General features: G+C 38.7%; 18 protein-coding genes. 2 read left to right on the top strand and 16 right to left on the bottom strand.

Features of this window, described 5'->3' with window-relative positions:
- Positions 1-51: 51 nt before the first annotated feature.
- From dprA to AC1Z3K_RS12970, 10 genes are all read right to left on the bottom strand, one after another.
- The gene (dprA, locus tag AC1Z3K_RS13015) at positions 52-927 is read right to left on the bottom strand and encodes a DNA-processing protein DprA (protein ID WP_461732940.1); all 876 of its coding nucleotides are present in this window, start codon (positions 925-927) and stop codon (positions 52-54) included.
- A gap of 109 nt (positions 928-1,036) precedes the next feature.
- On the bottom strand, positions 1,037-1,807 hold the full coding sequence (locus tag AC1Z3K_RS13010) for a ribonuclease HII (RefSeq protein ID WP_461732939.1): 771 nt from the start codon (positions 1,805-1,807) through the stop codon (positions 1,037-1,039).
- Positions 1,800-2,660, bottom strand: coding sequence for a ribosome biogenesis GTPase YlqF (gene ylqF / locus AC1Z3K_RS13005; protein WP_426081430.1), 861 nt, complete (start codon positions 2,658-2,660; stop codon positions 1,800-1,802). The genes AC1Z3K_RS13010 and ylqF overlap by 8 nt, the downstream gene beginning before the upstream one ends.
- Before the next feature lie 12 nt (positions 2,661-2,672).
- Positions 2,673-3,224 carry a signal peptidase I gene (gene lepB, locus AC1Z3K_RS13000; RefSeq protein ID WP_426081429.1) on the bottom strand — a complete coding sequence of 184 codons (552 nt, stop codon included), beginning with the start codon at positions 3,222-3,224 and terminating at the stop codon, positions 2,673-2,675.
- Positions 3,225-3,285: 61 nt separating this feature from the next.
- Positions 3,286-4,713 carry a S41 family peptidase gene (locus tag AC1Z3K_RS12995; RefSeq protein WP_461732938.1) on the bottom strand — a complete coding sequence of 476 codons (1,428 nt, stop codon included), beginning with the start codon at positions 4,711-4,713 and terminating at the stop codon, positions 3,286-3,288.
- A 336-nt stretch (positions 4,714-5,049) separates the two neighbouring features.
- Positions 5,050-5,268, bottom strand: coding sequence for a YozE family protein (locus AC1Z3K_RS12990; RefSeq protein WP_461732937.1), 219 nt, complete (start codon positions 5,266-5,268; stop codon positions 5,050-5,052).
- Entirely contained in the window at positions 5,265-5,789 is a 525-nt protein-coding gene (gene msrA, locus AC1Z3K_RS12985; protein ID WP_426081426.1) for a peptide-methionine (S)-S-oxide reductase MsrA, read from the bottom strand. The genes AC1Z3K_RS12990 and msrA overlap by 4 nt, the downstream gene beginning before the upstream one ends.
- 14 nt (positions 5,790-5,803) lie before the next feature.
- Positions 5,804-6,484, bottom strand: coding sequence for a YpmS family protein (locus AC1Z3K_RS12980; protein WP_461732936.1), 681 nt, complete (start codon positions 6,482-6,484; stop codon positions 5,804-5,806).
- Between the two features lie 2 nt (positions 6,485-6,486).
- Entirely contained in the window at positions 6,487-7,368 is an 882-nt protein-coding gene (locus tag AC1Z3K_RS12975) for an SGNH/GDSL hydrolase family protein (RefSeq protein WP_461732935.1), read from the bottom strand.
- 166 nt (positions 7,369-7,534) lie between these two features.
- Positions 7,535-8,377, bottom strand: coding sequence for a DegV family protein (locus tag AC1Z3K_RS12970; RefSeq protein ID WP_426081423.1), 843 nt, complete (start codon positions 8,375-8,377; stop codon positions 7,535-7,537).
- A gap of 129 nt (positions 8,378-8,506) precedes the next feature.
- Between AC1Z3K_RS12970 and trhA the strand changes: the two genes are divergently transcribed.
- Together trhA and AC1Z3K_RS12960 are read left to right on the top strand one after the other, a co-directional pair.
- Entirely contained in the window at positions 8,507-9,160 is a 654-nt protein-coding gene (gene trhA / locus AC1Z3K_RS12965; RefSeq protein ID WP_461732934.1) for a PAQR family membrane homeostasis protein TrhA, read from the top strand.
- A 325-nt stretch (positions 9,161-9,485) separates the two neighbouring features.
- Complete coding sequence (locus AC1Z3K_RS12960) at positions 9,486-9,686, top strand: hypothetical protein (protein ID WP_426081421.1); 201 nt, start codon at positions 9,486-9,488, stop codon at positions 9,684-9,686.
- Between the two features lie 621 nt (positions 9,687-10,307).
- On the opposite strand, the gene AC1Z3K_RS12955 is transcribed toward AC1Z3K_RS12960, so the two are convergent.
- From AC1Z3K_RS12955 to AC1Z3K_RS12930, 6 genes are all read right to left on the bottom strand, one after another.
- Positions 10,308-10,820 carry an adenine phosphoribosyltransferase gene (locus tag AC1Z3K_RS12955; RefSeq protein ID WP_426081420.1) on the bottom strand — a complete coding sequence of 171 codons (513 nt, stop codon included), beginning with the start codon at positions 10,818-10,820 and terminating at the stop codon, positions 10,308-10,310.
- Position 10,821: 1 nt separating this feature from the next.
- Complete coding sequence (recJ, locus tag AC1Z3K_RS12950; RefSeq protein ID WP_461732933.1) at positions 10,822-13,137, bottom strand: single-stranded-DNA-specific exonuclease RecJ; 2,316 nt, start codon at positions 13,135-13,137, stop codon at positions 10,822-10,824.
- 144 nt (positions 13,138-13,281) lie between these two features.
- The gene (locus tag AC1Z3K_RS12945) at positions 13,282-13,713 is read right to left on the bottom strand and encodes a hypothetical protein (protein WP_426081417.1); all 432 of its coding nucleotides are present in this window, start codon (positions 13,711-13,713) and stop codon (positions 13,282-13,284) included.
- 155 nt (positions 13,714-13,868) lie between these two features.
- Positions 13,869-14,273, bottom strand: a complete 405-nt coding sequence (locus AC1Z3K_RS12940; protein ID WP_426081416.1) for a hypothetical protein — start codon at positions 14,271-14,273, stop codon at positions 13,869-13,871.
- A 182-nt stretch (positions 14,274-14,455) separates the two neighbouring features.
- Complete coding sequence (locus AC1Z3K_RS12935; RefSeq protein ID WP_461732932.1) at positions 14,456-14,869, bottom strand: LapA family protein; 414 nt, start codon at positions 14,867-14,869, stop codon at positions 14,456-14,458.
- Between the two features lie 17 nt (positions 14,870-14,886).
- Positions 14,887-15,687 (bottom strand): SDR family NAD(P)-dependent oxidoreductase, encoded by an 801-nt coding sequence (locus AC1Z3K_RS12930; RefSeq protein WP_426081414.1) that lies wholly within the window; start codon positions 15,685-15,687, stop codon positions 14,887-14,889.
- Positions 15,688-15,702 lie beyond the last annotated feature (15 nt).

The raw sequence follows: 15,702 nt of genomic DNA, 5'->3' as shown, positions 1-15,702 counted from the left end.
TAGTTCATCATATCGATTCATTTTGAGTTTGTCAAGGATTGATATAGCAATCTAACAAAAAAATCTCATTTCATTCAAAATATCTTCGGGAGAAAAAACACTATTTGCCCCTTCGTAAAGTAAGGTATGACAGCCTTCTGAATGAGGTAAAAAAATATTTCCCGGAACCACAAAAACTTCTCTGCCATATTCAAGGGCAGACTGTGCTGTAATGAGAGAACCACTGTTTTTACGTGCTTCAATCAGGCATGTGCCTCTGGCAAGCCCTGCAATAATTCGGTTTCGCATGGGGAAATGATGCTTCCGCGGCGGAGTGCCGTTGGGGTATTCACTAATAATCAGTTGTTCTTCTGCCATTCTTCTATGTAAAACAGCTGTTTCTTTAGGGTAGCAGCAGTCTAAGCCAGTGCCAACAACACCAATTGTTTTGCCTTCATGATTCATGGCAGCTTCATGACTTTTGCTATCAATTCCTTTAGCTAAGCCGCTGACAATGACCCAGCCGGCTGCAGCAATCGGCGGTATAAACTCTCTTACCACTTTTATTCCATAAGCAGAAGCATCGCGAGCACCAACAACTGCCAGTGCTTTTTCTTGAAGCAGGTTAATATTTCCTTTGTAAAAAAGAACTGCTGGACAATTGTATATTTCTTTTAAAAGAACCGGAAACTGAGCATCTAGAATAGTGAGAAACTGATGCTCTGATTGGAACTGTTTTACTTTCTCACCTAATTGATTTAATCGTTCCCAGGAGGCTAAAAACTGAGGTGCATATTTTTTTATTTCTGCAATTTGAAGCAATTCATTCTTGCTCAAATTTACATAGTCATTTTCTATTATAAAGCTTAGAATCTTCAATATGCCTATGTTCCCGATTCCCTGACAGTTCACTAAACGAAATAATAATTCTCTCAACTCTTTATCCATAAAAAAAGCCTTCCTCTCAAATACTCAATCATTTATAAACCCTGTACCTTACAACGTTTTTTCACAAGATTTACATAGATAGTATTTGCATAAGAAAGCTGTTTTCATTTTATTGGCATAAATCTTTAACTGGTGCAAATGTTCGCCGATGAATTGCACAAATCCCCTGTTTCTTCATTCCTTCAAGATGCTCTTTTGTCCCATATCCTGCATTTCTCTCAAAGCCGTATCCAGGAAAAACCTTAGAGTAATCCTCCATCAACCGATCCCGGCAAACCTTGGCAACAATACTGGCTGCAGCAATCGAAACTGAACGGGCATCCCCTTTAATCAGCTTTTTCTGCGGAATGGATAACTCTAGCTCCATTGCATCAATTAATAAATAATCTGGTGTAAAATCAAGGTCCTTTACAGCCATTTTCATAGCTTTTTTGCTTGCCTGATAGATATTTATCTCATCGATTTCTTTATGATCAACCATTCCGATACCAATTGCAATTGCTTGACTTTGAATCTGATCATATAAAGCTTCTCTCTTCTTAATAGAAAGCTGTTTTGAATCATTCAGACCAAGCAGCTCACACTTTTCTGGTAAAATGACAGCTGCAGCCACCACTGGTCCAGCCAAAGGACCTCTGCCAACCTCATCGATGCCGGCAATTAAGCGGTGTCCTGCTTTTTTTGCTTCTTCTTCAAAAATAGAGAGCTGCTTAAATTGAGCAATTTCACTCTCCTGTTTGACCATACTTCTTTCCCATTGAGCTAAGGCCTGCTGTACACCAAGTCTCTCATCATCCTTCCAAACAGTTAACCGTTGATCGTCTCGACGGTCAATCGTTTTTAGTTCTTCTTTGATGTCTTTGATAGATTCCTTATTCATCCAGCCCTGCTCCTAACTCTTCCCATCGGTCTAATGTATATGCACCTAGCTTGCCGCTGCGGATTTCCTGAACAATCATCTCGCTTGCACGATCATAGTCGTCCTTGAAGCCTCTTTTTTTAGTAATCAGCATCAATAGTTCCGGAGCAGGTAAAAATAAATCTTCTTCGGTAAGCTGATAGCGTTCAAGTAAGCGCTCCGGATAGAAACGAGCAAAAAAGGTTAGCCCATAAATAGCTAAATCATCAAAATGAAGCAGCTGATCTTTAATTGCACCTGTTAATGCCAATTTTTTTCCAATCGCTGCATCTTCAAATTTTGGCCATAAAATCCCTGGAGTATCAAGTAATTCTAAATCCTTACCTGATTTTAGCCATTGCTGACCTTTAGTGACTCCCGGTTTGTTCCCCGTCTGAGCAATTTTCTTACCTACGAGCCGATTCATTAATGTCGATTTGCCTACATTGGGGATGCCTATACACATTGCTCGAATAGCCCGCGGCTTCAACCCGCGGCTTCGGTCCCGTTCGATTTTATTCTTCAGTGCCTTTTTTGCTTCTGGAACAATCTTGTTGATTCCCTGATTCTGTTGAGAATTGATTATCAGTGTGTGAAATCCTTTTTCTCTAAAATAATCCTGCCATTTTCTATTCTGATCCGGATCTGCCAAATCCCCCTTGTTTAGTAGAACCAAGCGAGGCTTTTGCTGCACAATCTGATCCATCATTGGATTTCTTGAAGAGATTGGTAATCGAGCGTCCACTAGTTCAAAAATAATATCTACAAATTTTATCTTTTCCGACACTTCTCTCCGGGCTTTCGCCATATGACCTGGAAACCATTGTATTGTCATGTTTTCACCTATCTAACTAATAATTTTTATATGATTAAATGGATAATATACAAACCTTGCTTTACCTAAGATGTACTTGCTTTCAACAGCCCCAAATGATCGGCTATCCTTTGACATTCTTCTATTATCACCCAAAACAAAATAACTATCCCCGCTCAAATTCTCCTGATTCATTAAATCAGCAAGATTAAAGTTCGTAGTATATGGTTCTGTATCCGACTTTGTTTTCCTTCCTTTTTTCAAGAAAGGTTCAGCTACTTTTTCGCCATTAATATAAAGCTGATCTTTTTCGTAGCGAATTTCATCTCCCGGAAGACCAATTACTCGTTTTACATAAATTTCGCCATCCGGCAATTGAAAGACAATCACATCAAACCGCTGAATAGCTGTGAATTTTTCCATCAGCACCATATCTCCCTGACTAAGATTCGGTTTCATAGAACTTCCGTCAATTGGCACAGGAATCAGGATAAAACCACGAACAATAAATAAAAGAACAAGCGATGGTATCAGCAGTTTTATAAATGAAATGAGATACCCTATATAACTTTTCCTTTTCTCCATAGATTTCGAACCTTCTTCCATTGTAATATAGCAGAAACCTAATAGCTGTTCAATGAAAAATTTACTTTTGTAATTGCTCAATAGCTGTGTTATAGGCTCCGTCATTATTTTGAATTTTTACTTTCAGCAGCCCTTCAATTTGTTCTGCTGTGGTTTCATCCACTTCTCCAGAAACCGGCAGCGCTTGATCCGTCTGAATAGATTCAACTGCTTGCTTCGTTTTCTCGTTAAAATCAGCTGTTTCATCTACATCAAAATCAAGAGCTTTCAGCATTTTATTCAGATTTGCGACAATTTCTGACTGATCCCCTTGTCTCAAAATACTACTTCTGGAGATGGGAGCCAGATAAGCATACTCTGGAAAATCTGCTTCAATAGTAGGGGCCAATCCCTTCTCATGAATCCAATTCCCCTCTGGTGTCAGCCATTTCAAAATAGACAGCTTGAGACTAGTCTCCTGTCCAACTCCTTTAACTGTTTGGACTGTCCCTTTACCAAAAGTCTTCGTTCCAATAACTTTCACCTTGCCCGATTCCTTCAGTGCTGCTGCAAAAATTTCCGATGCGCTTGCACTTCCGCCATCGACTAATACTACAACCGGTTCCTCCACTTTAAAACCACCGTCTAACTCAGAGGATGCTTTGCTTTCAATTATATTACCAGCTTTATCTTCAAACTGGACAATCTTCTGACCGTCCTTTAAAAACATACTTGACATTTTTTCCACTTGATCCAGTAAACCGCCCGGATTTTGTCGAAGATCAATAATGAATGATACGGCACCTTCTTTACGCAAATCCTTTACTGCGGTTTTCAGCTCTTCAAATGTCTTGCCGCCAAAAGAAGAAATGCGAATGTTTCCTATTGTTTTATCCGTTTCATCCAACGCTGCACTGACAGTGGTTAGAGGGATTGTATCTCTGGTAATCGTCAATTCAAACGTCGCTTCCCCTCGTGAAATTTCTAAGCGGACATCACTGCCTTTTTCTCCTCTAATTTTACTAACTGATTCAGACAATGTTGCTCCTTCTGTAGTATCCCCATCAATTTTCAGAATCTGATCCTCCATTTTCAAGCCGGCTTTCTCAGCAGGAGAGCCTTCAATCGGTGCCTGCATAACAGTAAGAATGTCATCTTCTAAACCAAGCGTTGCACCAATCCCTTCAAAGCTTCCGGAAACCTCTTCTTCCAAAGCAGTCGATTCCTCTTTTCCCAGATAGGAAGAGTAGGGATCATCTAAGGATTCCATCATTCCTTTTAATGCCCCTTCAACCAGCTCTTCTTTATCGACTTTTCCTACATAATCTTCCAGAATGCTGTTATACAGCTGACTTACTTCTCTTAGGTTTTCTTCTTCTGAGGGTTGATTAACTATGTAGCTCTGAAGAACACTTCTAAACAGAATAAAACTGCCCCCGCCGACAATAATTGCTGTACAAATAATTGAAATTATATATTGATAATAAGGCACCTGCCGTTGTTTTTTCATTGTCTCGCTCCCTTTTCCGGTTCTCTATATACTGCTGACCGATTCTTATAGTTTACCATGAAAAAGCGAATGAAAAAAGGGCACAACACAGAACTTCCTGATAAAACAACCGGCTTTTTCTTTCCCTCCCTACTCTAGCCCATCAAGCATTTTCATGAATAAGAAGTATTCAAGCGATGAAGTCCAACAAATGATACAACCTTTTCGCAATCAGGCTAGTCAAAAAGTAAATTTGCCCGAAACATAGGCAACACAGCAATGTTTACGTTGCATTTTTAGAATATAAAAAAGATGAAAAACTCCTATTTTTTTAGAAGAGCTTTTCATCCTTTTTCTTTATTTATTATTTTCCAAATATTTTTCCCACAGCTCATCAAAAACTGTCATTGTCGGCAAATAATTTACCTCCATTTCCAAATAGGAGGAAATTTCATGATAATCCTCTGAATGCTTTGGAAAGCGAATATCTTTAGCAGCTGCATTGGCAAATTGAGTTTCAGAATCTGCTGCCGGACCTTTTAGTGTAACCAAATAATGATAAAAGCTTCTTCTCATTCCAGTCCTCTTTTCCAATTTTCTTTTAAAAAGCTGCCGCGCCGTTCGTGGGAACGCTCATATCGCTCTGGTTCTTTTTTGTAAAAATCCTGATGATAATCTTCTGCAGGATAAAAAGTTTCAGCTGGTTCAATGGTTGTCACAATCGGTTTAGTAAAACGACCGCTGTTCTGCAGCCTTTCCTTGCTCTTTTCAGCAATCTGCCGTTGTTCTTCATTCCCGTAAAAAATCACCGGACGATAATTGTCGCCACGGTCTTCAAATTGACCCAGCGCATCTGTTGGATCTGTCTGCTGCCAGTAAATCTCAACCAGCTCAGCATACGAAATAATTTCTGGATCAAATAAAATCTCCACGGCTTCCGTATGACCAGTTGTGTGATTTTTTACCTGTTCATAGGTCGGATTAACTACATGTCCTCCTGTATAACCGGAAGTCACTGAATAAATCCCCGGCTGTTGATCAAAGGGCTGAATCATACACCAGAAACAACCGCCGGCAAAAATTGCTTTTTCGCTCATTTCTTTTCCTCCCCCTACTCTTCCGTTGTACTGTCTTCAGTACTTGTTTTATCTATTTCAGGAAGGTATACGCTTATTTGAATATCATCATCAATTAAATTAATTTTATCCGCCCGAATAAATAGACCATTTTGCATTTGGAATTTATCAAGCCGAAGCAAAATCGTTTTTTCATCCGGATTGACTTCCACCCACTCCGGCAGCTTATAATCCCGCTGAACAAATTGCAGAATATCTTTAATCGGCAGACCTAAAGTACCTACAGATAGACTTTTGGCTTTCAATTGAACATTTCCATCATCCATAACGTAAGGATCAAAATACAGGTTAAACTGAATCGGGTAACCCAATACCTTAAACGTTCCCGTCAGCATAGCTTCATTCTCCAAATAAAAATCATAGCTAATATCTGAGTCCTTTTGGAAATCTTCTAAAAAGAATTCAATCAGCTGATTAATCTGTTCTTTATTTGACTGAATACTTAAAATTGGTGAACCTGATCTCTCAACAGTCTTTGAAGATTTATAATCCGGTTCTCTTACCTGTGTCATTCTGATGCCAATAAATAGAAGGCAGCCGACTATGATTCCAACAATCGATAGAAAGGCCACTTTCCATGGGTTAATCTGTTTCTGTTTATTTTTCTTGTTCGTGTCTCTTTTTCTTCTAACCTGTGGTTCTTTTTCCTCAGTCATCCTTAGTTGTCACTCTCCTTAGGCAGCCATTGATCCTTTGTGTTGATCATTTCTTCCCGAACTGCATTCGCCATCAGCTGATAGCCAAGATTGTTCGGATGAAAATGATCTTCTTCATAGATTGCATCATTCGTTATTTCTGTATCACTGGTGTCGCCCTCTGCACCGGTTACACCTACATCGCCGTTTACGCCTTTATAAAGCAAATCATTAATTGGAATGAAATACATTGCTGAGTATCCGCTCACCGTTTCTTCTGTTCCAGCATTCCAGTTATTTACAATCTGCTGCATTTCGATAATCTCAGGGAAATATAGATAAAATGGATTATAAATCCCTAATACATAAATTGGTGCAGTCTCATTATATTTTCTGATTTCATCAAATAATGAGACCAGCTGATCCTGATATTTTTTCAGCGGTTTAGTAAAAGAATCCGTTGTTAGATTAAAAACATCTCCTTTGATAACCTTCATTAAATCATTACCGCCAACTGTTACTGTAATCATATCTGCGGCAGTCAACTGTTTTTGAATAGCCTCATTCTTTTTAATCCGTTTTAGAATTTGATCGCTGCGGTCACCGTTTTTACCAAAATTTTCCACCTCTACAGCATTTAATTTATAACGCTCCTCAATATCCCGCGCTACAATAGGTACAAAACCTCCTGAAGCAGTTGGATCACCAATCCCTTCAGTCAACGAGTCGCCAATTGCAACATATTTAACAAGTTCTTTGTTGTTCTTATTTGGATTCTCATTCGTTTTTTGATTAAAATACGGCTGGGCTTTTGGAACAAAAACTAAAAGCAGTATCAGCGTAAGAAAGGCCGCGCCGAACGGAAGTACCAGCAGCCCCCATTTTGTTTGAAAAAATCGCTTCATTTTATCCCTCTTTCATTGGAAAAAAGGGGCTGAGATCTAAAACAATCGCAGCCGCCTCATCAAACATTCATTTATAAAATTGTAGAACAAACTACTTTACTACGGATTGTTCAAAGGAACCGCTCTGATATAGAACCAATCGTTGTTCAATCCATAGTGTAACTGTTTAGCTTGTGTAATACATAATCGCAAAAGCACCTTTGCCTGTATGAGTAGCGATAACAGGATTAGTATGCAGAACAGGAATATCCATATCTGGAAACAGCTTTTGCAGTCCTTCTTTAAAATAATTAGCCAATTCTAATCCCTCAGCATGAGAAATACCAATCTGACGTACATTTGAAAGTTTTTCCAATTCCAGCTTCAACTCGTCAAACCACTTATTGAAAGTTTTAACTCCTCGTCCTTTAATGACAGGAATTAATTCTGTATGATCGAAATCCATGACTACCTTCATATTGAAAATATTTGACAACAACCCTGTCGCCCGGCTAATGCGGCCGCCTTTTACTAAATTATCCAGCGTTGATATTCCAATAAAAAGCTTTGTATTTTCCTTTACTCTTTCAATTTCAGCCAAAATTTCCGGTACACCAGCACCATTTGCGGCTAGTTTTGCGGCTTCAATTACTTGGAAAGATAATCCCTGATCAGTAAAATCACTGTCTATAACAGTTACCTTGCTTGATGTCAGATTGCCCGCCTGTCTTGCAGCTTCAACTGTTCCGCTCAATGCTTTGGTCATATGAATTGAAATTATTTCGCTTCCGTCACTTCCCAGCTCATCATAAAGCTCCACAAACTCTCCGATAGGCGGCTGACTGGTTTTTGGTAAAGCTTTTGCTTTATCCATCATAGTCATAAACTGGCTTCCTTCTAAATGATCATCATCTGGGTAGACAACACCATCTATCATTACAGATAGAGGAATCATATGGATATTCAAGGCTTCCCGGACTTCCTTTCTCATCGTACAGGAAGAATCAGTTACAATCTTTACATTTGTCATAAATTAACCACTCTTTCTTTAAAAACAACCTACATTCGTGTTAGAATGGATACAAGGTTTAGGTTATGGATATAGTATAACAGACCAAAAAAATTTTTTCATCAAATTAAAGTGAAGGAAGTTGATTTCTTGGAAAAAACTGAATTTTCTCGAAAGTATTTGATTTTGAACGAGGTGCTCAATGCAGTTACCCATGGTATCGGCTTTGGCTTAAGTATAGCAGGTTTAATCATTTTATTGGTTAAAGGAGCTCAGATAGGTTCCGCCCTTCGGGTCGTTTCATATGCCTTATACGGCTCTACATTGATTCTGCTATTTTTATCCTCCACATTGTTCCACAGTCTAATTTTCACAAAAGCGAAAAAAGTATTTCAGGTTTTTGATCACAGCTCTATTTTCCTGCTGATTGCTGGAAGCTATACACCTTTTTGCTTACTCAGCGTTCAAGGCTGGCTAGGCTGGACATTGTTTGGACTGATTTGGGCATTGGCAATTTTTGGTGTGATCTACAAATCTGTTACACTGCATAAACAGGATACTGTAAAAAATGCATCAACGATTATCTATATTATCATGGGCTGGCTCTGTTTAATTGCCGCTAAACCGCTCTATGAAAGTCTGAGCTTCACTGGTCTGGCTCTTTTAGTTGCCGGCGGTGTTTCTTACACATTAGGCGCTCTCTTCTATAGCTTGAAAGGTGTTCGCTTTATGCATGTTGTTTGGCACCTTTTTGTCATGGCTGGTGCAGGCTTTATGTATTTCTCAATTTTATTTTTTACCTAGTTGTTGCGAATTTTCTATTTAAGGGATAGCAGCTGCTTTGGTATATCTTTTACTTTAAGTTAACTGACTGAGTTATAGTCCATTGGACTAATGACTCAGTTTTTTTGTTTCTGCCGCCTATATCCTCAGCCAGCCGCTCACCTATTTCCTAAATATACAGATGCTTGTTTGCCTTCAATTATTTCACTGCAAATCAATAACATCCGTTCTTTAAAAACACCAAAAATAATTTTAAATATTTGAGCGTTCCCTCTTTACAAACCGAACAAACATTCGTATAATATTATTACGAACACTCGTTCGATTAATTTGTGAGGTGATGAAAATGAAAGCACTACGTCGTGGCGGCTTTATATTTTTTGTTTTATTGATTGGTATTTTTCTAGGTACATTGGGCTTACAGTCTGCGCTGCTTATCGTCAGCCCACTATTTATCATCTGGTTTATGCTTTGGGATGAGAAACGTTATGTTCAACATCGCAGAAGAGAAGAAGATCAGCACTATGTTTATCGAAAATATCATTAAGATAATTATATATAAATAACACTAGGATTCTCCCCCCCCCCCCTTTTTCCCAAACGGTGACTAGTCCGTACTCCTGCTAATTGACTAGTCTCCATTAAGGGAAATAATCTTTAAATAGTTTTCTTTGGATACACCTATCGTAAGGTAAAAAAGAAAGCAGCCTATGTTGAAGCTGCTTTCTTTTTTAGCTTTATTTTTGTGTTGGCAGACAATTCTTAAAGAAAATTTTCCGGCATTTTTTAGCTATTCAAATATTAAAACGGAACAGCTGACTGATACCATGCAGCAGGAAGGCTGCTCACCTAGATAATAATACCGAATTATATTTATAGATGAATCTCTTCCCCAAAAGAGGAAGGAACGTGATGTTTTTCATTTCTATAATATTTTGTTTTAGTAAAAAATCTACCAGCACTTTTTTGAGTGTTCAAGCACAAAAAAGAACACTCAGCAGATAAAATGAAAGCATCTAAAATCACAGATTAAAGGTAGCTCTGAGGGATTGAACAACAAAATGAAAGAACTTGAAACAGCAGCAGAGAGTTCCTGCATTTATTTCAAGCTCTTAGAGTTTATTCCGTTTTTGTCCTACCAACATGAATTTGAGGTAAAATTTTTTTATTAGTAATCCATTAATGTAACGATTTCATAGTTAGCAATTTTATCTCTACCATGTAGTTCTTTTAATTCAATCAGGAAGGCACAGCCGACAACGATTCCGCCTAAAGATTCAACTAAATCAGTTGTTGCTTTAATTGTTCCGCCAGTCGCTAGTAAATCATCACAAATCAGCACGCGCTGTCCTGGGGCAATCGCATCCTTATGAATGGTTAGTGTGTCTGTACCATATTCTAGATCGTAGGTTACTTCAATCGTTTCCCGAGGAAGTTTTCCTTTTTTTCTAACTGGAGCAAAGCCCACGCCTAATTCGTAGGCAACAGGACAGCCGACAATAAACCCACGGGCTTCCGGCCCTACAACCATATCAATTCTTTTTTCCTTTGCATAGTCAACGATTTGCTTTGTCGCTTCCCGATAAGCATCACCATTTGCCATCAGCGGAGATATGTCTCTGAAAACAATTCCTTTTTCCGGATAATCAGGTATGCTGGCAATATAATCTTTTAAATCCATGTTACTTTTCCTCCTCATTCAGCAGCCATTGAAGCAGCGTCTTACGATCACTGTATAGCAAGAATTCTTCCACCTTAATTTTTTTCAAGCGGTTTTGATAAACCTTGCTATCAGTCAATGGATGACTTTCAGGGTTATTTACGTTTCTCAAAACACCGTCTTCTATTGTAACAAATCCTAAATCAAAAAACACCTGAATCATAAAAATTAATAATTTTTCCTGAATATTTAAGTAGTTGGCGACTACTTGAAGCTTATAGCGAACATCAAGCGTTCCTTGCTTCTTAATTAGACTGTACAATCTAGAAAACTGTTCTCTAGTCCCAGTCCCGTTTAAGTAAGCTTCGTCACCAGACAATCCCATAATATATACACGGTTCACAGAGATTTGACGGATTAGCTGTTTAAGATCACCCATGTCATTAGGACAATCGACAATGACCAGCTGTTCAATCTTCATTGTCGCTGTCTCCACAACAAACTGCTCAATAGATTCAAAAATAACTTTTGCTGCTACTTCTTTCTGAAGCAGCTTAACACTTTCTTTCTGGAAAAAGACATACAGAGTAGAAAGCTCTGGAATTTCTTGAAGCTGTTTTGATTTTCCGCGAAAATCAAACAGCTGAAGCTCATCAATTAGGTAGTCTTCTGCCATCAGCTGCGGTTTTTTATTCCCGTTCCATTCATTGATTGAGAGTTTTCCAGCAATCGTACAGCGGCTGTCAGAAAACTCTTTTGCTTCGTTGCCCATTTGAAAAGCAATCACATCTAACGGTGTATCACTATTGTTCGTAATCTGAAGCTTCAAATGATTTTTCTTTGCCCCGATTTGTCGTACCTGAACAGCCTCAACCTGTCGATAAAGAAAAGTAGGCATCGGATTATCTGTTCCAAAAGGCGCCAACAGCTTTAACTGATTAATAAACGGAATAGTCGTCTCTTCAATAGTCAGCGCTTCATCAATAATCAGTTCCTGCCCCTGCGAAAGATCCAGTCCTTTTTTATCAATAGATTCGATTAAATGTGTACGAATACGATCAATATTTTCTACTAGTACAGTCATGCCAGCTGCCATATGATGACCGCCAAAATGAACAAAAAGCTCCCGTACCTCATTTAATGCCTCATACAAATTTAGTGTTGTCACACTGCGTCCAGAACCTTTTGCCCGTTTCCCAGCTTCATCAATTGTTAAAACAATCGTTGGCTTACCAGTCTCCTGCATAATACGTCCGGCAACAATCCCCAGCACACCTTCATGCCAGCCTTTTTTCGCCAAAAGATGAATCGGCATAGCTGGATCAATCATACTAAATGCTTCCTCAGTAATTGTATCCACAATCTTTTTACGTTCATTATTTGTTTCTTCAATGACAGCAGCAATGGACAACGCTTCTTCCTCATCAAAAGTTGTCAAAAGGGCTACACCCGGGGCTGCTTCTCCCAATCGTCCTAAAGCATTTAATCGGGGACCAATGGCAAAACCGACATTTTCTTCAGAAATTTCATCTTTCTTTAGTCCTGCTGACTGAATTAGTGCATCTAAACCAAGCCGATCACCAGTTTGAATCATCTTCAGCCCTAGCTGAACAAGCATACGGTTTTCTCCAGTTAATGAGACCAAATCCGCAATCGTTCCAATAGCAACTAAATCCAGAAATTCGGCTGGCACCTCATCAAGTAATGCAGTCGCAACTTTAAATGCTACACCCACTCCCGCTAAATCAGGGAAAGGATACATGCCTTCCGGATGTTTTGGATGGATAATAGCATAAGCAGCCGGCAGCTCCTCCGGCAATTCGTGGTGATCAGTCACAATCACATCTATTCCTTGTTCCTGAGCATAAGCCAAAGCTTCATGACCTGCTACTCCATTATCCACTGTGACAATTAACTGAATCCCTGCTTCAATTTTTTCTTTAAAAACCTCAAGGTTGGGACCATATCCGTGGACAAATCGATTAGGTAGAAAATATTCTACCTCGCCGCCAACCAGTTCAATCGCTTCCTTCATCACAGTTGTGCTGGTAATACCATCCGCATCATAATCCCCGTAAACAAGAATTTGTTCCCCTGCTTCGATTGCCTGCTGAATACGTTCTACAGCTTTCGGCATATCGTGGATTAAAAAAGGATCGTGAAGGGCTTCAATTGAAGGCGTCAAAAAAGCTTCCAACTGTTCCGCACTTCGTATATTCCGCTGCCATAAAAGTTTTCCAACTAATGGACTGATAGACCGCTCTTCTAAAACTTTAGAAAACACTTCAGAAAAAGCCGGTTCTTCCGGATAACGCCATATGTACTTTGATTTTTTCACGTCGTCACTCCTAACCAAGTAATTATACCAAAATAGAAATGAAAACTAAAGTTTAGATGATTGAAAAAATTTCAGCTGGAATATGTAAAAAAACAGAATACAGTTCTTCTTATACACTGTATCCTGTCTTATCTTATTTAATTATTAATTTACAGAAATTTCTCCTTTACCAGAACGATAGGTTATCACTACTTTTCCCTCTAAGTTGTTTGGGTAAGCCACATCCACCAGTACAATATCACCCTCTGTTTCAGATTCTTTCCCCAGCTGGTTCATGACCATATCGTCAACTACTTTGGTATCCAACGTCACTAAAAAGTCTTCATTTTCTCTAAGATAGCTGATATACTGCAATACCTCTTCTTTAGAAATACTGCCTGATTGGTAAGTAATTTCAGTTGTGCGTACACTATCTTTCACGCTGCTGTTTGTCCCAACAATTTTTTTCTCTCCCAGCACTTTATACACCGAAGGAATCTTATCTTTATTTACCTCAATCTCTTCTGCAGTACTTGAAGCACAACCAGTCAGCATAAAAATGCTCCCCAAAATAACAAGTTGAATTACCTTCTTCATCTGTTCTTCACTCCATTCTTGTTCATTTACTATAAAAGCCCTCTATAAAAGAAATTGCTGAATCTTTAAATTTATACAGCAGCTGCCGTATAAAAATCAATACCTTTTGTCTCAAACGTTTTCAGCACATAGGATTGAACTATGATTAAATCCCTTTATTTGCTTGGTTTTATTCTGTCTCCTACATCAGTATAATAATGAATTGTTACCTCTCCAACCGTTTCTTTCAGATATAGAATATCCACATAGACTGTAGTTTTCTGCTCTTCAGATTCTTTAGTGAGGCGTTGTAAAATTCTATGATTATTTTCAGTTTCCTGCGGAAGCATAGTAAATTCCTCTTCCTTTTTTAAATAATTCATATACTCAATAATTTCAGCTTCTGATATTGTTCCTTCTTTATAAGTGACTATTGTATCTTTAATATCCTTTTGTCCAATCACTTTAAAAAATGAAGCAATTTTATGACCATTTACCTCAAATTCCTCTGTTGTACTGGATGAACAACCACCTAAAAAGAACAGTCCCGCTAACAGAACTGTAATGAGCATGTTTTTCATATATCCCTGAAGCCTCCCCAACAATTCCTTTACAATAACGATTATGGCATACCCTTCTTTAATTTAAAAGAGGAATTTATAAAAATAAATCTCTCTGCTGCCTCTTTTTTGAGACAGCAGAGAGATTCAGTTTATCTGGCTCTATAATATTTTGTATTGGTGGATATTCTCCTTAAAGGGGGTTACTCCTCAAAATCATTCCAGGTCTTATTAAGAGGGGCATCACTTTCAGCAAAATCGCCCTTTTCTTCCAGAAGCTGCTGATATTTCTGCTGAAGTTCTGCCAGTTGGTTTTCATTGCTTCTTTGCGTCCGTTCAACGGCTTCTTGAATCAATTTGTCAGAGCCTTCTTTATAGGTTTCTTTCTCTGCAATAAGAGCCTTTATCTGCTTTTTCTGGTTCAATATTGTTGTAACAGAAGTAATTAGTCCGACTAGTACGCCAATTATTGCCGATCCTAAAATAATTAAAATTAACGGTCCGCTAATTTTAGCAATACCAAAATTGACTGGCACACTTTGATTATTTAAAACAGCAAATACAACAATAACCAGCACAAGTACCAGACCAACAATTACACGCCATTGATTTTTCATAGGCTTATCCCCCCGGACTATTTTTTATTAAAAATTGTTCCTGCCAATAAATCCCCTAAGTGAGGCATTACTGTATAAAATCTAGCTGCCGCTTCCATAATTCCGGGGCGGTTTATTTCTCGCCGAGTTGTTCCCATTGTTCGTGCAACTTCTGTACCAAGCTTCTTAGGATCCAGCACAAACAGACCCATTGACTCCAGATATTCTCCTGATGGATCAGCTTTATCGAAAAATTCTGTCGCAATAGGACCAGGATTTACAGTTGTCACAGCAATACCTAACGGCTTTAATTCCAAACGTAATGCATTGGAGAAGCCCAATACAGCAAACTTTGTCGCTGAATAAATGGTACTCTTCGGTGTGGCCATTTTACCTGCCATGGAGGCAATATTAATGATGTGACCACTGTTTGCTTCCGCCATCTGCAGCGCAATTTTTTGTGTAAAGACCATCATTCCCAGTACATTAACACGGAACATTTCATGAGCAATCGATAAATCTGTAGTTAGGAAGTCTTCAAAAATACCAAAGCCAGCATTATTGACTAATACATCAGGTCTGCCAACTTCTGATTGAATCCGCTCAATTACATGGTCAACATTTTCAGGATCAGATATGTCCAGTTGGAATGCAAAAGCTGGTTTCCCGCTCAGCTCTTCACAGGTTTCTTTCACCTTTCCAATGAGATTAATTCTTCGTGCACAGACAACTACTATAGCTCCTCTACGGGCGGCTCCATAACAAATTTGCTCACCTAAACCAGCAGATCCGCCTGTAACTACTACAATCTTATCGTTCAAATCCTGCCAAAATTTCATTTTTTGCCCCTCCTG

Source organism: Enterococcus sp. LJL128, assembly GCF_056924295.1.
This window is presented reverse-complemented; position numbering and strand designations above follow the sequence as displayed.